Raw genomic sequence first — 18613 nt, 5'->3', positions numbered from 1 at the left:
CTGAGCGGCGGACCTAGCGTGCCCCCATGGGGTACCGCTGGGTCGTGCTGTTCGTGGGGGCGTTGGCGCAGGGCACCAACGCGGCGGTCTTCCTCGGCCTCTCGGCCCTCAGCCCCCAGCTGCGCGACCACTTCGGCCTGACGTTGCCCCAGGTGGGGTTGCTACTCGGCGCGGTCAACCTGGGCACGATGATCGCGCTGGTGCCGTGGGGCCTCTTCGCGGACAAGCGCGGCGAACGGCTCGCGATGACCATCGGGGGCGCCGGCGCCGCAGCCTGCCTGCTCGGCGTGGCGGTCGGCGACGCGTGGCTCGCGGGCGCGGCCCTGCTCGGCGCCGGGCTGTTCGGTGCCAGCGTGAACGCCGCCAGCGGCCGGGCGGTGATGTCCTGGTTCCCCAGCGGCCGGCGCGGGCTGGCGATGGGGGTGCGGCAGACGGCGACCCCGCTGGGCGCCGCGCTGACCGCCGCATTCCTGCCCGGCATCGCGCTCGCCTCCGGCGTGCCGGTGGCGTTCGTCGTCCTGGCGTCGGTGACGGCGTTCGTGGCGCTCGCGGTGGCGTTGCTGGTCCGCGAACCACCGGGTGCCACCCGCGGCAGTGGCGCGCACGGGCTCGTGCTCAGGGACCCGCGGCTGATCCGGCTCACCGCGGCCAGCGGGCTCCTCGTCGTCCCCCAGTTCACCGCGGCGACGCTGCTGGTGCCGCTGCTGCACGAGCACCGCGGGCTGGCCGTCACGACCGCCGCCGTGGTGTTCGGCGTGGCGCAGGCGCTGGGCGGGGCCGGCCGGCTGGCGGCCGGGGTCTGGTCGGACCGGGTGGGCAGCCGCGTCGGGCCGCTGCGGGTGCTCGCCGTGGCGATGGCGGTGGGGTTCGTGCTGACCGCCGTGCTGGACCGGGCGCCGGTGCCGGTGCTCGTGGCGGTGCTGGTGCCGACCGCCGTGGTGGCGCTGGCGTGGAACGGGCTCGCCGTCACCGAGGCGGGCGAGCTCGCGCCGGAGGGCCGCAGCGCGACCGCGATCAGCATGCAGAACAGTGCGAACTACCTCAGCGCGACGGTCACGCCCGCCGTCTCGGCCTGGGTCGCGGTGCACGTGGGGTGGCCCGCGGCGATGCTGCTCGCGGCCGCGGCGTCGACCGCCGGGTGGGCGCTGCTTCAGCCGTGGCGTTCGCGGCGGGCCAGCTCGCCCCAGAACTCGCGCAGCGTCTCGTAGCGCAGCGCGACCTCCTCGGCGTCCCCGGTCTCCAGCGCGTCGACGACGGCGTTCACGTCAGCCGCGGAGGAGTCCTCCATCAGGTCCACGTCGTTCAGCAGCTGGACCAGGCCGCCGTAGTCGAGCTCGACCGCCGAGTGCGGGTGGAAGTGCTCCAGCCAGCGGCCGGTGTCGGCGAGGACCTTGGCCGGTCCGTCGTCGCCCAGCGCGCTCTTCACGACCTTCAACGCCCGCGCGACCCGCCGGCGGGCGTCGGCCATGGCGACCCGCCAGGACACCTGCCGCTCCGGGTCGTCCTGGGCGCTCGCGAGCACCACCCGGCGCTGGGCCGGGTCGACGAGGGCGAACCACGGCAGCGGCACCGTCCACGTCGTGGAGATCACGTGCACGGCCCCGGCGGACAGCTCGGCCAGCACGGCGGACGCACGCGACCGGACCGTCTCCGGTGCCGCGCCGAGCGCCGCGTCCTGCAGAACGGGCGGAGAAGAGGCCAGGAAGCCCACCAGGGCCGCCGCGGACCGGGCCCTGAGGTCCAGCGGGCAGACGAGGGGTCCCGGCCCGACACGCGCGGCGTCGGACGTCGGCACCTCGGCCGGGCTGATGGTCATCACGTCGAGGTCCGAACCGCCCGGGAGCAACTTCTTCGCCAACTGTGAGCGCAACCACAGCTCTCGCTCTCGGTCACCGACCTCCGCGCGGGCGACAGGACCCCTGTCCAGGGCTTTTCGCACTTCATCGGCCAGCGGCGCGTCCAGAACCGATAACGGTTCGTACACCCTGAGGTAGGCGACGAACGGTCTGGGCACCTGTGCATCCTTCCACGCGGGGGCGGCTGGGAGATTTGGCGGTGCGTGTCACGCCTACCGCGTCGCGAGGAACCCCATCGGCACGGTACGGTAGTTACCAGGAACTAGTTGTCGAGACGAGTGGGGCCGCCGTTCCCCCGGCCGCCCCCGTCCCTGTGCGAGGGGGTCGAGCCATGGGGCGCGGCCGAGCGAAGGCCAAGCAGACGAAGGTCGCCAGGGAGCTCAAATACAGCTCTCATGAGACCGACTTCGCTGCGCTGCAGCGAGAGCTGTCTGGTGGCGAAACGTCGCCGAACGGGAGTGGTGGCGATGAGCGCCATGACGACCCGTACGACGACTACGACGACTACCGTCGCTGAATCAAGCCTGACGCGGTTCAAGGGTTGGGTGGCTGATCGAGGCCACCCAACCCTTGACCTCGTCAGGCCTGCTCAGAACGCCCTGGCGTACTGCCTCGGTGCTCGAACCTCCACACCCAGCTGCTGTGCCGCGTGCAGTGGCCAGTACGGGTCGCGGAGCAGCTCGCGTGCGAGCAGCACCAGGTCGGCGGCACCGTCGTTCAACACCTGTTCGGCCTGCTTCGCCTCGGTGATCAGGCCGACCGCACCCGTGGGCACGTCCGCCTTGCGCCGCACAGCCTCAGCCAGCGGCACCTGGTAGCCGGGCCCGACCGGGATCTCCGCCTGCGCCGTGTTGCCACCACTGGACACGTCGACCAGGTCGGCACCCGCGGCCTTGAGCGCCGTCGCCAGCACCACGCTGTCGTCGGCGGTCCAGCCGTCGTCGACCCAGTCGGTACCGCTGATCCGCACGATCACCGGCACCTCCGGGCCGACGGCTGCCCGCACGGCGGCGGTGACCTCGACCGGAACGGCGATGCGTTCTTCCAGGCTGCCCTCGTTCGTCAGCGGCGAGTAGTACTGGTGCAGCAGGTAGCCGTGGGCGGCGTGGATCTCGAGCACCTCGAACCCGGCTGCGAGCGCCCGGATCGCCCCCTCGACGAACGCCTTGACGACCCCGGTGTGGTTCGTGATCTTCTCCGGCTGGTTGCCACCGGGGAACGGCTCGGTCGTGGGCGCCACCGGCACCCAGTCGCCGATCGCCTTGCGCCCGGCGTGCCCGAGCTGGATGCCGGGGACGCTGCCCTGCGCCTTGATGAAGCTCGTGACCCTGCGCCAGGCCGCGACCTGCTCGTCGTTCCAGATGCCGGTGTCCTGCGGCGAGATCCGGCCCTCCGGCACCACGGCCGTGGCCTCGGCGATCACCAGGCCGGCCCCGCCGACGGCGCGCGAGCCGAGGTGGACGAGGTGCCAGTCGGTCGGGACGCCGTCCTCCTGGTCCACCGAGTACTGGCACATCGGGCTGACCGCGATGCGGTTGGGCAGCGTGACGCCCCGCAGGGTAAGCGGGGAGAACAGCAAGCTCACGGGGGCTCCCTTGAACGTTCGTAGACCTAACTAAATGTTCAAGGGAGCCGCTCGGCGTGTTGTTCCCGGCAGCGGCGTCGTCTCAGTCACTGGGCGTGACGCTGAGACACCGAACCGGTCATCAGGTCAGATAGCGGACCTGCCTGGCCTTGCCCTCCAGCACGTCCTCCCGCGCCGCCGCGATCTCCGCCCGGTGCGAGGTCTCCGGCACCCCGACCTCCCACCACGCCCCGGCCTCCGTCCACGACGACGGGTGCGTGCGGATCACCACGACCGCGGGCCGCTGCTCGCCGACCGCCACCTCGCGCGCCTTGCGGTAGGCGCCGTCCAGCTCGTCCAGCGAGTCGACCGGGAACACCGCGCAGCCCATGGCCGCCGCGTGTGCCGCGAAGTCGGTGCGGGGCGGTGCGGCGTGGGTGGACCGGCAGTCGGCGTAGAGGTTGTTGAAGCCGGTGCCGCCCTGGCCGGTCTGCAGGCGGTGGATCACGGCGTAGCCGTCGTTGTCGCAGACCACGGCCACGAAGCCGTGGCCGGCGAAGGACGCGGAGAACAGCTCCGAGTTCAGCATCAGGTACGAGCCGTCGCCCAGCAGGGTCGTGACGACACCGGAGGTGTGGGCGATCGCGGCTCCCCAGGCGCCGGCCAGCTCGTAGCCCATGCAGGAGAAGCCGTACTCGACGTCCATGGTGGCCGCGCCGGTGGCGCGCCAGCCGCCGATCAGCTCGCCGGGCAGGCCACCGGACGCGGTCAGCACGTAGTCGGTCGGGCCGCTGGCCTCGTTCACCACGCCGACGACCTGGGCGTACGTGGGCAGGCCTGCCGACGGGGTGCGCAGCGCGGTGATGTGGGCGTCCCACTTCGCACGCTCCGAAGCCGCGCGCTGGGCCCACGACGACGGGGCCTGCCAGGGACCGAGGACGTCGGTCAGCTCGCGCAGGCCCTCGTCGGCGTCGGCGACCAGGGCGGACGAGCCGTGCTTCACGGCGTCGAAGCGGGCCGTGTTCAGCGACACCAGCTTCACGTCCGGGGAGAACACGGTCCAGGACGCGGTCGTGAAGTCCTGCAGCCGGGTGCCCACCGCGAGCACCAGGTCGGCCTCGCCGGCCAGGACGTTCGCCGAGGTCGAGCCGGTGATGCCCAGGGGACCGGCGTGCAGCGGGTGGTCGTGCGGGACCAGCGTGCGGCCCGCTGTGGTCTCGGTGACCGGGATGCCGTGCTGTTCGGCGAACCGCAGGGCGCGGCCGGCGGCACCGGAGTAGCGGACGCCGCCGCCCAGCACGAGCAGCGGGCGGGCCGACGAGCGGACCAGGTGAGCGGCGTCGGCCAGCGCGTGCAGGTCGGGGCGGGAGCGCACCAGGCGGTGGACGACCGGCTTGAACAGCGACTCCGGGAAGTCGAAGGACTCGGCCTGCACGTCCTGCGGCAGCGCCAGGGTCACCGGGCCGCAGTCCGCCGGGTCGGTCAGCACGCGGGCCACCTGCGGCAACGTCGACAGCAGCTGCTCGGGCCGGGTGATGCGGTCGAAGTAGCGGGAGACGGCGCGGAACGCGTCGTTCACGGTGGCCGTGGGGTCGTGGAAGTGCTCGACCTGCTGCAGCACCGGGTCCGGCGCGCGGCCGGTGAAGGTGTCGCCGGGCAGCAACAGCAGCGGCAGGCGGTTGGCGTGGGCGACGCCGGCCGCGGTGACCATGTTCAACGCGCCGGGGCCGATCGACGACGTGGCGACGCCGACCTGACGGCGGTGGGTGGCCTTGCCGATGCCGACGGCGGCCAGCGCCATGCCCTGCTCGGTGTGGCCGCGCCACACCGGAATCCGGTCGCGGACCTCCTCCAGCGCGGTGCCGACGCCGAGGACGTTGCCGTGGCCGAAGATCGCGAACACGCCGGGGAACAGCGGTGCGCGGGTGCCGTCGAAGAGCTCTGTCTGCTGGGCGAGCATCCAGCGGACGAGCGCCTGTGCGGTCGTGAGCTTCACTTGGTCCGCCCCTCTGCGGTCGTGACCGGGCAGCGCGGGTCGAGCTCCTGCGCCGCCCAGCTGTCGCGGACCCAGGTGTGCGCCGGGTCGTCGCAGAACGCCATCGAGCGCTCGGCACCCGGCCCCGCCAGCACGTTCAGGTAGTACATCGGGTAACCGGGCGCGGCCACGCACGGGCCGTGGTAGCCGCGCGGGATCAGGAACACGTCGCCGTCGCGCACGGTCACGTCCTCGTCGATCGTGCCGTCGTCGGTGTACGTGCGGTGGAAGCCGAAACCGGTGCGCGACGGCGTGACGCCGTCCCGGTCGGCGATGCGGAAGTAGTAGACCTCCTCGTTCTCCACCTCGCACGGCGCGGAGGCGTCGTGCTTGTGCGGCGGGTACGAGGACCAGTTGCCGTCCGGGGTGATCAGCTCGCACGCGTTCAGCCTGTCCGCGTGGTCCCACACGCCCGGCACGCCGAAGTTCGTGACCTGGCGGGTGGCGTTGCCCGCGCCGCGCACCTCGACCGGAACACCTTCCGCCGGACCGTACTTCGGCGTCAGCCGGTTCTCGCAGCGCGCCATCGGCAGCGCGACCTCGCATCCGTCCACACTGGACAAGACCACCGTCGCGTCCCGTGGCACGTAGGCGAAGTCCGTGACGCGGGTGAAGACCGACTCACGGCCCCGCAGCTCGAACCGCTCGCCGTCCACCTCGACCACGAGCGATCCGGCGAGCGGCAGCACGAACGCCTCGAACTCACCGGTCACGACGGTACGGGCGTGGCCGGCCTCGATCCGCAGCACCCGCAGACCGGTGTACGTCCAGCCCGCGTCCGCAGGCGCGAGCGAGACGACGTCGGACGGCGTCGAGAGCGTCCCGTGTGGACGGTGCAGGGTCATTCGGTGATCCCCTTCGCGGCGCGGAGGACTTCGGCGGCAGCGGCGACGGCGGCGGCCACGTCACCGTCCGGCGGGTAGAGCAGCGCGCGGCCGACGACCAGGCCCCGCACGGCGTCGTGGCGCAGCGAACGGCCCCACGACGCGAGGTCGTCCTCGGGGTTCGCGGACGGCACGCCGCCGAGCACCAGCGCGGGCAGCGCCGTCGTGTCCAGCACGACCTCGGGTTCGCCCGGCGCGGGCAGCTTGAGCCAGGTGTAGGCGGACGTCGAGCCCAGCCCCGCTGCCACGGCCGAAGCGCGCGACAGGGCGGCGGCGTCCTTCTGCAGCACCAGCTTGTCGTTGTGGTCGCGCTGGTACGGCAACGGTTCCACCATCGCCATCAGGCCGTGCTCGGCCAGTTCGGTGACGGCCCGCGCGCAGCCCTCCAGCGTCGGGATCGTGCCGGGGTCCGAGTCGACCAGGCGCAGCAGCATCTTGCCGCCGTCCAGGCCGAACGTCGCGATGGACGCCGCCGAGTACGCGGTGAACCGGTCGTCGATCTCCCAGTCGGCACCGGCAAGGCCACCGCGGTTCATCGACCCGATGACCACGCGTTCGTGCAGGCCGTCCAACAGCAGCAGGTCCTCGATCACGTCCGGCGTGCCGAGCACGCCGTCGACGTCGGGGTTGGCCAGCGCCGTCAGCAGGCGCGCCAGCAACGAGCGCCGGTCCGCCATCGCCAGCGGGTCGCCGCCGACGCCGAGTGCACCGCGCGCCGGGTGGTCCGCCGCGACCAGGAACAGCGTGGACTTGCCGTTCAGCAACGTCTGCCTGCGCCTGCGCGACTGGTAGGCCCGCCGGATCGAACCGGGGTCCTCCGCGCGCCGCCACAGCAGTTCGCGCCACTGCCCATCAGTGATCACAGCAGTTCCTCGATCTCCTTCTCGTCCGGCATCGCGTCGGCGCAGGCCAGCCGGGACGCGACCAACGCGCCGGCCGCGTTGGCGTAGCGGGCGATCCGCACCGGGTCCCAGCCGGACAGCAGGCCGTGCGCCAGCGACCCGCCGAACGCGTCACCGGCGCCGAGCCCGCAGACGACCTCGACGGGGTTCGGCGCGACCGTCCAGCGGCCCTCCGGCGTGGCGACGAGCACGCCGTCGGCACCCTTCTTGACCAGCACCAACGACAACCCGCGGGCCAGCAGCCGGTCAGCGGCCCCGTCCGGGTCGGACGTGCCGACGGCGACCTCGACCTCGGTCCGGTTGCCCACGGCGACCGTGACGTGGTCGAGCATCCAGCCGATCTCGGTGCGCGCGGTCTCGACGTCCGGCCAGAACATCGGCCGGTGGTCCAGGTCGAGCACGGTGTGCGTGCGCCGGCCGCGGTGCTCCAGCATCTTCCGCTGGGTCGCGCGGGCCGGTTCCGCGGAGACGCCGGTGCCGGTCACCCACAGCAGCGGCACGTCCCGCACGACGTCCCACGGCACGTCGGCGTCGGTCAGCGTCAGGTCCGGCGCGGTCGGCAGCCGGTAGAACAGCAGCGGCGGGTCGGCGGGCGGGTTCAGCTCGCAGAACACCACCGGCGTCAGCAGGTCCGGCGACGTGCCGACGTGTGCCGGCGACACCCCGAACCCCTCCAGTGCTCGCCGCACGTAGGTCCCGAAGCCGTCCGGGCCGACCTTGGTCAGCACACCGGCCCGGCGGCCGAGCCGTGCGGCGGCGACCGCGACGTTGGTCGCCGTGCCGCCGAGCGACTTGGCGAACGTGCTGACGTCGGCCAGCGGCACGCCCGACTGCTCGGGGTACAGGTCGACCCCGACCCGGCCGACGGTCAGCACCTCCAGCGACGTCACGCCTCCACACCCCGCAGCTCGTGCTCCAGGGCCTCCAGCTCGGCACCACCGGCCATCTGCTTCGTGAGCTCGTTGATGTCGATCTCGGACTTCTCGTACGAGCCGAGCGCACGGCCGCGCTTGAGCAGCAGGAACCGGTTGCCGACCGGGTAGGCGTGGTGCGGGTTGTGGGTGATCAGCACGACGCCGAGGCCGCGGTCACGGGCCTGGGCCACGTACTTCAGCACCACCCCGGCCTGCTTCACGCCGAGCGCCGCGGTCGGTTCGTCGAGGATCAGCACCTTGGCGCCGAAGTGCACGGCGCGGGCGATGGCGACGCACTGCCGTTCACCGCCGGACAGCGTGCCGACGGGCTGCTCCACGTCGCGGAGGTCGATGCCCATGTCGGACAACGCCTTCTTGGTGATCTCCCTGCCCTTCTTCCGGTCCAGGAACCCGAGCTTCGTCGTCGGTTCCGAGCCGAGGAAGAAGTTGCGCCACACCGACATCAGCGGCACGACCGCGAGGTCCTGGTACACGGTCGCGATGCCGTGGTCCAGCGCCTCTCGAGGCGAGGAGAAGCGGATCTCCTGCCCCTCGACCTTGAACGAGCCCCGGTCGTGCTGGTGCACACCGGCCAGGATCTTGATCAGCGTCGACTTGCCGGCGCCGTTGTCGCCGAGCACGCAGGTGACCTCACCGGCGTTGACCACGGTGGACACGTCGCTGAGCGCGATGACGCTGCCGTAGGTCTTGCCGATGTCCTCGGTCTCGATGAGTGGCGTCATCGCCGGACCCTCTCCGCTCGGCGGCGCAGCATGTTGTTCACCAGCACGGCGGCCAGCAGCATCACGCCGAGGAACAGCTGGAACCAGTCGCTGTTCCAGCCGGCGTAGACGATGCCCTGCCGGGCCATGCCGAAGATCAGCGCGCCGATCGCCGCGCCCACCGCGGAACCGAACCCGCCGGTCAGCAGGCAGCCGCCGATCACCGCCGCGATGATGTACTGGAACTCCAGGCCGATGCCCTGGTTGGCCTGCACGCTCGCGTACCGCAGGATGTTGATCGAGCCGACGAGCCACGCGGCGAACGCGGTCGTCATGAACAGCAGGATCTTCGACCGCACGACCGGCACGCCGACCGCGCGCGAGCTCTGCGCGGCACCGCCGACCGCGAAGATCCAGTTGCCGAACCGGGTGCGCATCAGCACGGTCGACGCGACAACGGTGAACAGCACCCACCAGATGATCGACACGTAGAAGCCGGTGCCCGCGACCTGGAACGTCGAGGCGAACAGGAACCCGGCCGACTCGTACCCGGCCGCCGAGCGCATGCCCGACACCTGCACGCTGCCCGTGACCAGGCGCGTGACGCCGAGGTTGAGGCCCTGCAACGCGAGGAAGCTGCCCAGCGTCACGATGAAGCTCGGCAGGCCCGTGCGCATCACGAGCCAGCCGTTCAGCGCGCCCACCGCCAGCGCGAAGGCGAGCGACACCAGCAGCGCCAGCCAGACGTTCAGTCCGAGCTGGGTGGCGAGGAGAGCCGTGACCAGCGCGGTGGACGCGGTCATGACGCCGGCGGACAGGTCGAACTCGCCGCCGATCATCAGCAACGCCACCGCGACCGCCATGATCCCGAGCATGGACGCGTCGTCCAGCCAGGTGGCGGCACCGCCGACGCTCAGGAACTGCTCGCTGACCACGGAGAAGAACACGAACACGAGCAGTGCGCCGAGCATGGCGCCGATCTCCGGCCGCTTGACCAGCTGGTCCATCGGCTTCGGCTTGCCCAGCCGTTCGTCGGCAGCCGGTGGAGCTGTGGCTGTCACGGTCATCTCCCCGCCTCCTCCTTACCTCTTGCCGTTCTTGGCGTACTCCGCGACCTTGTCCACGTTGGACTTGTCGACGAAGCCGGGGCCGGTGAGCACGGGCTTGCCGCCACCGAGGGTGTTGGCGTTGTCCTTGAACAGCTTCAGCATCACGACCGGCAGGTAGCCCTGCTGGTACTGCTGCTGGTCGACGGCGAAGAGCACCTCGCCCGCCTTGATCGCGGTGACCACGTCCGCGTTGAGGTCGAAGGTGGCGACCTGCGCCTTCGAGCTCGTGCCCTTGATGGCGGACGCGGCGTTCACGGCGACCTGCGGGTTGAGCGCGAGCACGCCGTCGACGGTGGTGTCGGACTGCAGCTTGGCCTTGATGCGGGCCTCGACGTCGGTCGGGTTGGAGATGTCGACCTGGAGGTTCTCCACCGCGCCGCCGAAGCCGGTGCGGGCACCGTCGCAGCGCTGGTTGAGGCCCGAGTTGCCGGCCTCGTGGATCACGCAGAGCAGCTTCGTCCGGCCGGCGGCCTTGAGCTTCTTGCCGGCTTCCTCACCCGCGATCGTCTCCTCCTGGCCGACGTGCGCCATGGCACCGAACTCCGTGCTCTTCGCGCTGCCGGAGTTGATCGTGATGACCGGGATGCCGGCCTTCACCGCGTTCTCGACGGAGGTCTTGAGCGCGTCCGGGTTCGCCATCGACACGACGATGCCGCCGACCTTCTGCGACACGGCGTTGTCGATCAGCTTGGCCTGGGCGCCGGGGTCGCCGTCGGAGTTGTAGGTGACGCCGACGCCGAGCTGCTTGCCCGCGTCCTCCGCGCCGACCTTCACGACGCTCCAGAACGCGTCACCCGCGGTGCCGTGCGTGATGACGGAGACCTTGAGGTCGCCCGACGCGGCGGCCGGGGCGTTGTCGCCCGTGTTCTGCGACTGCGTTCCCGTCGGGCCGCTGCACGCGGCCAGTAGAGCAACACCGGCGAGAGCGGCGCCCGCACGGATGACCAGACGAGACTTCATCGTCTCCCGTCCCTTCAGAGGATCTTGCTGAGGTGCGCGAGGCTGCGCGCGGTGTCCTGGAGCGGCTTGTCCACGGGACCTCCGTGCTTGAGCCGGGTGTCCTGCTCAAGCACGAACCAACCGGTGTAGCCCGCCTCCAGGACGGACTTCACCAGTGCTTCCACGTCCACGTCGCCGTCCCCGAGCGGCACGTAGATGCCCTGTTCCACGGCATCGGTGTAACTGAGCGCGCCGCTGCGCACCTTCGCCGCGATCTCGTCACGCACGTCCTTGAGGTGCACGTGACCGATCCGGTCCGGGTAGCGGCGCGCCAGCTCGACCGGGTCCGTGCCGCCGATGAGGAGGTGGCCGGTGTCCAGGCAGAGCTGGAGATCGGAGTCGGCGAGGAACCGGTCGACCTCCGCCTCCCGCTCGACGTGGGTGCCCACGTGCGGGTGCAGCACGGTCCGCAGTCCGTGCCCGGCGGCGATCTCGCGGATCTTCGCGCAGGTGCCGACGAGGGTGTCCCACTCGTCGTCGCTGAGCTCCGGCGTCTCGTCGTAGCCGTCGAGGCCGGTCGCGGCGGCGAGCACGAGCACCTCGGCGCCGCCAGCGGCCAGGATCGCGGCGACCCGGTCGGTCTCGTCCAGGGTGGACCGGGCGCCGGTGTGCAGCGGGACGGCCAGGAAGCCGCCGACGAGGCCGAGCTCGTGGCTCTTGAGCAGGGTCTTGAGCTGCTCGGGGTCGGCCGGGAGGTAGTCGGGCGGGCCGAGCTCGGTCGCGGTGAGGCCGAGCGAGCGCATCTCGCTCAGCACGGTCCCGGACGGGAGCACGTCACCCCAGCCCGGCACCTCGCACACGCCCCAGGAGATCGGTGCTCCGGCGATCTTCGCCATGTCCTCAGTTCCCCTCGATCCGCACCGGTGCGCCGCTGCGGCGCGACTGCTCACACGCTTCGGCCAGGCGAAGGCTGATCAAACTCTGCCCCGCCGGCGACGGGTTCGCGACCTCGCCCTTGATGACCTGCGTGAACAGCTTCATCTCGTTGACATAAGCACGGTGGAAGCGCTCGGGGAAGCCGGGGTAGGCGTCCGGTCCGGCCACGTGGCCGCCGGGCTCCAGCGAGTTCAGCGGGGTGCGCGGGTCGACACCCGCGACCAGCGAGTCCTTGCTGCCCAGCACCTCGATGCGGTGGTCGTAGCCGACCGGGTCGTGCCGCCCGCCGGCCAGCGTGGCGTGCGCACCACCGGCGAACTTCAGCAGCACGACCGCGTTGTCGACGTCGTCGGCGTCGGCGAACGCCTGGTGCACCAGGACCGACCCGCTCGCGTAGACCTCGACGACCGGCTCGCCGACCAGCCACGGCACGCAGTCCAGGTCGTGGATCAGCAGGTCGCGGAAGATGCCGCCGCTCGCGGGCAGGTAGGAGAAGTCCGGCGGGGTGGCGTCGTTGCCGATCGCCCTGACCAGGTAGACGTCACCCACCTCACCCGCGCGGATGCGGCGGTGCAGCTCGTGGATCGCCGGGTCGAACCGGCGCTGGAAGCCCACGAGGACCTCCACACCGGACTTCTCGACGTCCGCGACCAGCGCGCGCATCTCGGCGACGTCGCTCGCGATCGGCTTCTCGCACAGCGTGGGAACGCCCTTGGCGATGGCCGCGCGCAGCATCTCGGGGTGCGTGTTCGTCGGGGTGGCGAGCAGGACGCCGTCGACGCTGCCCAGGAGCGTGTCGAGGTCGTCCACCGCCGTGGTCCCGGCGAGGCCCGCCGACGCCTGCGCTGCCCTGCCGGGCACCGGGTCGAAGAGGAGCACCTCGTCCACCCGATCCAGTGCGGCGAGGTTGGTCGCATGCATGGTGCCGATCCTGCCGACACCCGCTACTCCGATCCGCATCGCAGGTTTCCCCTGTTCATCGACCTGATGTGTTAGAGCGCTCTATTGGTTGGAGCGCTCTAATGCTGTAGCTTGCGTCACACGGGTGTCAAGGGTGCGTTTCCCGCCCGTGACGTGAGGGGAGGTGTTGCCGGTGGTCAGGCCGACGATGGAAGACGTCGCACTGCGCGCGGGCGTGTCCCGCGCCCTCGTGTCACTGGTGATGCGCAATTCACCCAAGGTGAGCGAGGCGCGACGCACCGCGGTGCTGAAGGCAGCGGAGGAACTGGGGTACTCCCCGCACGCCATGGCGCGCTCGCTGGCCTCGCGCACCTCGACGGTGCTCGGCGTGATGGTGTCCGACCTGCACAACGCGTTCTTCGCCGAGGTCGTGGACGGCATCGACGAGGTGGCGCGCGAGCAGGGGTTCGACATCATCATCAACACCGGCGGCCGCTCACCCACCCGCGAGCGCAGGGCGCTGGAGTCGCTGCTGTCGTTCCGCCCCGGTGGCCTGGTCCTGCTGTCGCCGGTCGTGCCCGCGACGGCGATCTCCAAGGCGGCCGAACAACTCCCGGTCGTGCTCGTGGCCCGTTCGTCCCGTATGTCCACCGTGGACACGGTGAACGACGACGGCGAGGTGGGCGCCCGGCTGGCCGTCGACCACCTGGTGTCGTTGGGGCACAGGCGGATCGCGCACCTGGACGGTGGCGAGGGCACCCAGGCGGGGCCCCGCCGGCGCGGGTACGTCGCCGCGATGGAGGCGCACGGGCTGGTGCCGCAGGTCGTGCCGTCCGAGTACACCGATGCGGCCGGCGCGCGGGCGATCCGCGGGCTGCTTGAAGCAGATGCCCTGCCCACGGCGATCCTGTCGTGCAACGACTTCAACGCCGTCGGCGCGATCTCGGCTCTGGAGGACGCCGGGTTGCGCGTACCTGCCGACGTTTCCGTTGTGGGGTACGACAACACGTCGCTGGCGGCGTTGCGGCACGTCTCGCTGACGACGATCGACCAGCCCCGCGCCGAGTTCGGCCGGTTGGCCGCTTCCGCGCTGCTGCAACGGGTTCGTGACGGACGCACCGAACCCGTGCGCCATCTCCTCACCCCTTCCCTCGTAGTCCGGAACACGACAGCTCCCCCAGGAGGACCGCGTTGAGCACCATCCCCCACTGGATCGACGGCGCCCGCACCACCGGGGTGTCGTCCCGGACCTCCGACGTCTTCAACCCGGCCACCGGTGCGGTGTCGGCGCAGGTCGTGCTGGCCGAGCAGGCCGATGTCGACCTGGCGGTGTCGTCGTCGCTGAAGGCGGCGCAGTCGTGGTCGGAGTCGTCGCTGTCGACCCGCGGCAGGATTCTGTTCGCCTACCGGCACCTGCTGCACGAGGCGCGCGACGAGCTCGCGGCGATCATCACGGCCGAGCACGGCAAGGTGCTGTCGGACGCGGCCGGTGAGGTGCAGCGCGGGCTGGAGGTCGTCGAGTTCGCGTGCGGCATCCCGCAGCTGCTCAAGGGCGAGCACTCCGAGCAGGTCTCGCGCGGTGTGGACGCGTACTCGCTGCGGCAGCCGCTGGGCGTGGTCGCGGGCATCACGCCGTTCAACTTCCCGGTGATGGTGCCGATGTGGATGTTCCCCATCGCCATCGCGACCGGCAACACCTTCGTGCTGAAGCCGTCCGAGCGCGACCCGTCGGCGTCGGTGCGCCTGGCCGAGCTGTTCCAGGAGGCCGGCCTGCCCGATGGCGTGCTGAACGTGCTGCAGGGCGACGCCTTCGCGGTCAACGCCCTGCTCGACCACCCGGACGTCGCGGCGGCCTCGTTCGTCGGCTCGACCCCGATCGCCCGGCACGTGTACGCGCGCGGCACGGCGGCCGGCAAGCGGGTGCAGGCGCTGGGCGGCGCGAAGAACCACATGGTCGTGCTGCCGGACGCGGACCTCGACGTGGCCGCCGACGCCGCCGTGTCCGCGGGCTACGGCTCCGCGGGCGAACGCTGCATGGCGATCTCGGTGGTCGTGGCGGTGGGCCCGGCAGGCGACGAGCTCGTGGCCAAGATCGCCGCGCGCACCCGCGACCTGCACCCGTCCGTGCTGCCGGGCACCGACCCGTCCGCGCAGATGGGCCCGCTGGTGACCGGCGCGCACCGGGACCGCGTCCGGTCCTACGTGGACGCGGGCGAGGCCGCGGGCGCGTCCCTGGTGGTGGACGGCCGCGGGCACGCACCCGAGGGCCACGAGGACGGCTTCTGGCTCGCGCCGACGCTGTTCGACCACGTCACCCCCGACATGAGCGTCTACACCGACGAGATCTTCGGGCCGGTCCTCGTCGTCGTGCGCGCGGAGACGTTCGAGGACGCGCTCGCGCTGGTCAACGCCAACCCGTACGGCAACGGCACCGCCATCTACACCGGTGACGGGCTGGCGGCGCGCGAGTACCAGCGGCGGGTGCAGGTCGGCATGGTCGGGATCAACGTCCCCATCCCCGTGCCGATGGCCTACTACTCGTTCGGCGGCTGGAAGGACTCGCTGTTCGGCGACACGCACGTGCACGGCGCCGAGGGCGTGCGGTTCTACACGCGCGCGAAGGCGATCACGGCTCGCTGGCCGCAGCAGCACGGCGTGAACCTGGGCTTCCCCACGCACGGCTGACCCCGCCTTCACGGCACGCGGGGACCTTTCGTACCCCAGGAGGGTACGAAAGGTCCCCGCGTGCCCTGCTCAGGCGTCGATTTTCTCGTGCTGGGGAGAGGGAGCAGCAGGAGGGGTTGGGGTGGGGAGGAGGCGGCGGAGCAGCGGGAAGAACACGATCAGCAGGATCACGACGTAGACGACGATCGCCATCGGCGTGTTGACCAGGCCGGTGAGCGAGCCGTCGGAGAGCTGCAGTGCGCGGCGCATCTGCTGTTCGGCCGCCGGGCCGAGGATGACGCCGATGATCGCCGGCAGAACGGGCAGGCCGTAGCGGCGCATCGCGAAGCCCAGCAGGCCGATCACGAACATCAGCAGCAGGTCGAAGATGTCCGCGTTGACCGCGTAGGCGCCGACCGAGGCGAAGAACAGGATGCCCGCGTACAGGTACGGCCGCGGGATGCGCAGCAGCTTCGCCCACACCGGTGCCAGCGGCAGGTTCAGCACCAGCAGCAGGGTCAGGCCGATGAACAGCGACGCGATCAACGCCCAGACCAGGCCGGACTCGCGTTGGAACAGCAGCGGGCCCGGCTGGATGCCGTACTGCTGGAACGCGGCGAGCATGACGGCCGCGACCGCCGTGGTGGGCAGGCCCAGGGTCAGCATCGTGACGAGGGTGCCGGCGGCGGAGGCGGAGGCCGTGGACTCCGGGCCCGCGACGCCCTCGATGGCGCCCTTGCCGAACTCGTCCTTGTGCTTGGAGAGGCGCTTCTCCGTCACATACGACAGGAACGTGGGGATCTCCGCGCCGCCGGCCGGGATCGCGCCGAACGGGAAGCCGATCACCGGGCCGCGCAGCCACGGCTTCCAGGTGCGCTTGAGGTCGGCGCGGGACAGCCACGGGCGGCCGACCGGGATCGGTTCGAACGGCTTGCGGCGCAGGTGGGCGGCCACCCAGAGGGCCTCGCCGACCGCGAACAGGGCGACCGCGACCACGATGATGTCGATGCCGTCCGCGAGGTGCAGCGAGCCGAACGTCAGGCGCTGCTGGCCGGTCATCTCGTCCAGGCCGACCAGCCCGAGGGTGAGGCCGATCAGCAACGACGCCACGCCGCGGATGCGCGAGGCGCCCAGCACCGAGGTCACCGCGATGAACGCCAGCACCATGATCGCGAACAGGTCCGGTGCACCGATGTCGACGGCGTGCTTCGCGACGAACGGGGCCAGCAGCACGATCAGCAGCGTGCCGACGATGCCGCCGGTGAAGTGGCCGATCGCGGCCGCGGCAAGCGCTTGCGCACCCCTGCCCTTGCGGGCCATCGGGTTGCCTTCGAACGCGGCGACGACCGCGGCGCTCTCACCCGGTGTGTTCAGCAGGATCGACGTCGTCGAGCCGCCGAACATGCCGCCGTAGTAGATGCCCGCGAACATGATGAACGCGCCGGTCGGCTCCATGCCGTAGGTGACCGGCAGCAGCAGTGCCACCGCCATGGCCGGGCCGATGCCCGGCAGGACGCCGATCGCGGTGCCCAGGAGCACGCCGATCGCCGCGAACAGCAGGTGTGTCGGCGTCAGCGCGGTCGCGAAGCCGTCGAGCAGTTGTTCCACCTAGAACACCTCCATCAACGGGCCACCGGGCAGGGGGACGCCGAGCAGGTTGTTGAACACCAGGAAGGTCGCGACCGACATGCCGGCCGCGATCAGCGGGTCGCGGACCAGGTTGCGGCTGCCGAGCGCGTAGGCCGCGCCCCAGAACAGGACCGCGCCGGAGATCGGGAAGCCGACCACGCCGATGAGCGCGGCGTTCGCGAGGAAGGCACCGCACAGCAACAAGACCGTGCGCCAGTCGGCGGGTGCGGTCAGGTCGACGTCCTCGCCGCCCTCGGCCTCACCGCGGCCGCCGCGCAGCACGTCGCGGGCCAGCAGCACCGCCACGACCAGCAGCAGCGAGCCGACCAGGACCGGCACCGCCTTCGGGCCGACCGGGCCGCGCTGGGCGAAGTCGGTCGGGATCTGCACGGCGTCGGTCAGCACCAGCGCGCCGAGCACGACCAGCAGGGCGCAGATGCCCAGCTCGGACCGTTCACGGAGCCAGGCACCCGGCCGTGCCCGAGGCCGCTCCTCCGTCTTCGTCGTCATGCGAGCCCCAAGTCCTTGAGCACCGTTGCCACCCGCTTGTTCTCGTTGTCGAGGAAGGTCCCGAACTCGTCGCCCGGTGCGAACGCGTCGGTCCACCCGTTGCGCTGCAGGGCTTCCGACCACTGCGGCGTCTTCTGCATCCGCTCGAACAGGTCGACGAGCTTGTCGCGGTCGGCCTGCGCGATGCCCGGCGGTGCGACGACGCCCCGCCAGTTGGTGAACTCGACGTCCACCCCCGCCTGCCGCAACGTCGGCGCGTCGATGCCCTGGATGCGGTCCTTGCTGGTCACCGCGAGCACCCGCAGCGTGCCGGCCTGGATCTGGTCGCGGTACTCGCCGACGCCGGAGACGCCGAACGCGACCTTGCCGCCGAGGACGCTCGCGAGCAGCTCGCCGCCGCCGTCGAACGGGATGTAGTTGACGGTCCTGGGCGGCAGCCCGACGGCCTTCGCGATCAACATCGGTGCCAGGTGGTCGGGACCGCCCGGCGCCGATCCGCCGCCGACGGTGACCGTGCCGGGGTTGGCCTTCCACGCGTCCACGAGCTGCTGCATCGACGTGTACGGCGAGTCCTTCGCCACCACGACGATGTCCGGTTCCTCGATCAGCTTCGCGATCGGGGTGGTGTCCAGCAGCGAGTTGGGCGACTTGTTCGTGTAGACCGCGCCCACCACGCCCAGGCCCATCGACATGATCAGCTTGCCGTTGCCGCGCTCGCCGACCGTGCGGCCGAGCCCGACCGTGCCGCCGGCGCCGGGGAGGTTGAACACCTCGGCGTTGCGCAGCAGGTCGGCGTCCTCCATGGCCTTGGCCGCGGTGCGCGCCGTGATGTCGTAGCCGCCGCCCGGTGCGTTCGGCACGAGCACGCGCAGCGCCCGCACCTGGTTCGTGTCGCCGCTGTCCGCACCCGGCGTCAGCAACGGCGGCACCAGCAGGACGGCGAGCAACGCCGTCGCCACCGCCACCCACACCTTCACCGACACTGTGATCCCCGCCTCTCGTCCGCGTGGTTGGACATGTTGCTCTGGTGTAAACCTGGATGTCGCTCT

18 protein-coding genes are annotated in these 18613 nt (G+C 71.4%); 4 read left to right on the top strand and 14 right to left on the bottom strand.

All coding sequences use genetic code 11. The features are described from left to right. Positions 1-26 precede the first annotated feature (26 nt). On the top strand, positions 27-1208 hold the full coding sequence (locus ACZ7CH_RS02505) for an MFS transporter (protein WP_470373009.1): 1182 nt from the start codon (positions 27-29) through the stop codon (positions 1206-1208). Here the strand turns inward: ACZ7CH_RS02505 and ACZ7CH_RS02500 are convergent. Beyond that, positions 1151-2014: a DUF8083 family protein gene (locus ACZ7CH_RS02500; RefSeq protein ID WP_360396746.1), complete on the bottom strand. Its 864-nt coding sequence runs from the start codon at positions 2012-2014 to the stop codon at positions 1151-1153. The two genes, ACZ7CH_RS02505 and ACZ7CH_RS02500, sit on opposite strands and share 58 nt — an antisense overlap. A gap of 173 nt (positions 2015-2187) precedes the next feature. Here ACZ7CH_RS02500 and ACZ7CH_RS02495 point away from each other — a divergent pair, with 173 nt between their 5' ends. After that, the gene (locus ACZ7CH_RS02495) at positions 2188-2373 is read left to right on the top strand and encodes a DUF3073 domain-containing protein (RefSeq protein ID WP_360396744.1); all 186 of its coding nucleotides are present in this window, start codon (positions 2188-2190) and stop codon (positions 2371-2373) included. 72 nt (positions 2374-2445) lie between these two features. On the opposite strand, the gene ACZ7CH_RS02490 is transcribed toward ACZ7CH_RS02495, so the two are convergent. The 10 genes from ACZ7CH_RS02490 to ACZ7CH_RS02445 all read right to left on the bottom strand — a co-directional run bounded on the left by ACZ7CH_RS02490 (position 2446) and on the right by ACZ7CH_RS02445 (position 12821). Further along, on the bottom strand, positions 2446-3441 hold the full coding sequence (locus ACZ7CH_RS02490) for an NADH:flavin oxidoreductase/NADH oxidase (protein ID WP_458430014.1): 996 nt from the start codon (positions 3439-3441) through the stop codon (positions 2446-2448). Positions 3442-3562: 121 nt separating this feature from the next. Beyond that, complete coding sequence (iolD, locus tag ACZ7CH_RS02485; protein WP_470373008.1) at positions 3563-5416, bottom strand: 3D-(3,5/4)-trihydroxycyclohexane-1,2-dione acylhydrolase (decyclizing); 1854 nt, start codon at positions 5414-5416, stop codon at positions 3563-3565. Beyond that, a complete protein-coding gene (gene iolB, locus ACZ7CH_RS02480) occupies positions 5413-6300 on the bottom strand; it encodes a 5-deoxy-glucuronate isomerase (protein WP_470373007.1) in 888 nt (295 codons plus the stop codon). Before iolB ends, iolD begins: the two co-directional genes overlap by 4 nt. Beyond that, entirely contained in the window at positions 6297-7202 is a 906-nt protein-coding gene (locus tag ACZ7CH_RS02475; RefSeq protein WP_360396736.1) for a Cgl0159 family (beta/alpha)8-fold protein, read from the bottom strand. The genes iolB and ACZ7CH_RS02475 overlap by 4 nt, the downstream gene beginning before the upstream one ends. Continuing rightward, positions 7199-8131 carry a 5-dehydro-2-deoxygluconokinase gene (gene iolC, locus ACZ7CH_RS02470; protein WP_360396734.1) on the bottom strand — a complete coding sequence of 311 codons (933 nt, stop codon included), beginning with the start codon at positions 8129-8131 and terminating at the stop codon, positions 7199-7201. Before iolC ends, ACZ7CH_RS02475 begins: the two co-directional genes overlap by 4 nt. After that, positions 8128-8898, bottom strand: coding sequence for an ATP-binding cassette domain-containing protein (locus tag ACZ7CH_RS02465; protein ID WP_470373006.1), 771 nt, complete (start codon positions 8896-8898; stop codon positions 8128-8130). Before ACZ7CH_RS02465 ends, iolC begins: the two co-directional genes overlap by 4 nt. Next, positions 8895-9884 (bottom strand): ABC transporter permease, encoded by a 990-nt coding sequence (locus ACZ7CH_RS02460; RefSeq protein ID WP_470373183.1) that lies wholly within the window; start codon positions 9882-9884, stop codon positions 8895-8897. The genes ACZ7CH_RS02465 and ACZ7CH_RS02460 overlap by 4 nt, the downstream gene beginning before the upstream one ends. Before the next feature lie 75 nt (positions 9885-9959). Continuing rightward, on the bottom strand, positions 9960-10946 hold the full coding sequence (locus ACZ7CH_RS02455) for a sugar ABC transporter substrate-binding protein (RefSeq protein WP_360396729.1): 987 nt from the start codon (positions 10944-10946) through the stop codon (positions 9960-9962). A gap of 14 nt (positions 10947-10960) precedes the next feature. Continuing rightward, the gene (locus tag ACZ7CH_RS02450) at positions 10961-11821 is read right to left on the bottom strand and encodes a TIM barrel protein (protein ID WP_470373005.1); all 861 of its coding nucleotides are present in this window, start codon (positions 11819-11821) and stop codon (positions 10961-10963) included. A gap of 4 nt (positions 11822-11825) precedes the next feature. Beyond that, complete coding sequence (locus tag ACZ7CH_RS02445) at positions 11826-12821, bottom strand: Gfo/Idh/MocA family protein (protein ID WP_470373004.1); 996 nt, start codon at positions 12819-12821, stop codon at positions 11826-11828. 133 nt (positions 12822-12954) lie between these two features. Between ACZ7CH_RS02445 and ACZ7CH_RS02440 the strand changes: the two genes are divergently transcribed. Together ACZ7CH_RS02440 and ACZ7CH_RS02435 are read left to right on the top strand one after the other, a co-directional pair. Beyond that, a complete protein-coding gene (locus ACZ7CH_RS02440; RefSeq protein ID WP_470373003.1) occupies positions 12955-13956 on the top strand; it encodes a LacI family DNA-binding transcriptional regulator in 1002 nt (333 codons plus the stop codon). Continuing rightward, positions 13953-15446: a CoA-acylating methylmalonate-semialdehyde dehydrogenase gene (locus tag ACZ7CH_RS02435; protein WP_470373002.1), complete on the top strand. Its 1494-nt coding sequence runs from the start codon at positions 13953-13955 to the stop codon at positions 15444-15446. The genes ACZ7CH_RS02440 and ACZ7CH_RS02435 overlap by 4 nt, the downstream gene beginning before the upstream one ends. A gap of 69 nt (positions 15447-15515) precedes the next feature. Here the strand turns inward: ACZ7CH_RS02435 and ACZ7CH_RS02430 are convergent, their stop codons facing one another. The 3 genes from ACZ7CH_RS02430 to ACZ7CH_RS02420 are packed head-to-tail and all read right to left on the bottom strand — an operon-like array spanning position 15516 to position 18529. After that, positions 15516-17033 (bottom strand): tripartite tricarboxylate transporter permease, encoded by a 1518-nt coding sequence (locus tag ACZ7CH_RS02430; RefSeq protein ID WP_360394433.1) that lies wholly within the window; start codon positions 17031-17033, stop codon positions 15516-15518. Next, the gene (locus ACZ7CH_RS02425) at positions 17034-17564 is read right to left on the bottom strand and encodes a tripartite tricarboxylate transporter TctB family protein (protein ID WP_470373001.1); all 531 of its coding nucleotides are present in this window, start codon (positions 17562-17564) and stop codon (positions 17034-17036) included. Then, a complete protein-coding gene (locus tag ACZ7CH_RS02420) occupies positions 17561-18529 on the bottom strand; it encodes a Bug family tripartite tricarboxylate transporter substrate binding protein (protein WP_458434290.1) in 969 nt (322 codons plus the stop codon). Before ACZ7CH_RS02420 ends, ACZ7CH_RS02425 begins: the two co-directional genes overlap by 4 nt. Positions 18530-18613: the final 84 nt, after the last annotated feature.

It is taken from the genome of Lentzea sp. NPDC037011 (genome assembly GCF_055607425.1).
The sequence above is the reverse complement of the archived record's forward strand: the minus strand, read 5'-3'. Positions and strand labels throughout refer to the sequence as shown.

Bases quoted from the DNA above. Each gene is read 5' to 3' on its own strand.
- ACZ7CH_RS02505 (WP_470373009.1), top strand. From the start codon at position 27: ATGGGGTACCGCTGGGTCGTGCTGTTCGTGGGGGCGTTGGCGCAGGGC.
- ACZ7CH_RS02495 (WP_360396744.1), top strand. From the start codon at position 2,188: ATGGGGCGCGGCCGAGCGAAGGCCAAGCAGACGAAGGTCGCCAGGGAG.
- iolB (WP_470373007.1), bottom strand. From the start codon at position 6,300: ATGACCCTGCACCGTCCACACGGGACGCTCTCGACGCCGTCCGACGTC.
- ACZ7CH_RS02465 (WP_470373006.1), bottom strand. From the start codon at position 8,898: ATGACGCCACTCATCGAGACCGAGGACATCGGCAAGACCTACGGCAGC.
- ACZ7CH_RS02460 (WP_470373183.1), bottom strand. From the start codon at position 9,884: ATGGACCAGCTGGTCAAGCGGCCGGAGATCGGCGCCATGCTCGGCGCA.
- ACZ7CH_RS02455 (WP_360396729.1), bottom strand. From the start codon at position 10,946: ATGAAGTCTCGTCTGGTCATCCGTGCGGGCGCCGCTCTCGCCGGTGTT.
- ACZ7CH_RS02450 (WP_470373005.1), bottom strand. From the start codon at position 11,821: ATGGCGAAGATCGCCGGAGCACCGATCTCCTGGGGCGTGTGCGAGGTG.
- ACZ7CH_RS02445 (WP_470373004.1), bottom strand. From the start codon at position 12,821: ATGCGGATCGGAGTAGCGGGTGTCGGCAGGATCGGCACCATGCATGCG.
- ACZ7CH_RS02425 (WP_470373001.1), bottom strand. From the start codon at position 17,564: ATGACGACGAAGACGGAGGAGCGGCCTCGGGCACGGCCGGGTGCCTGG.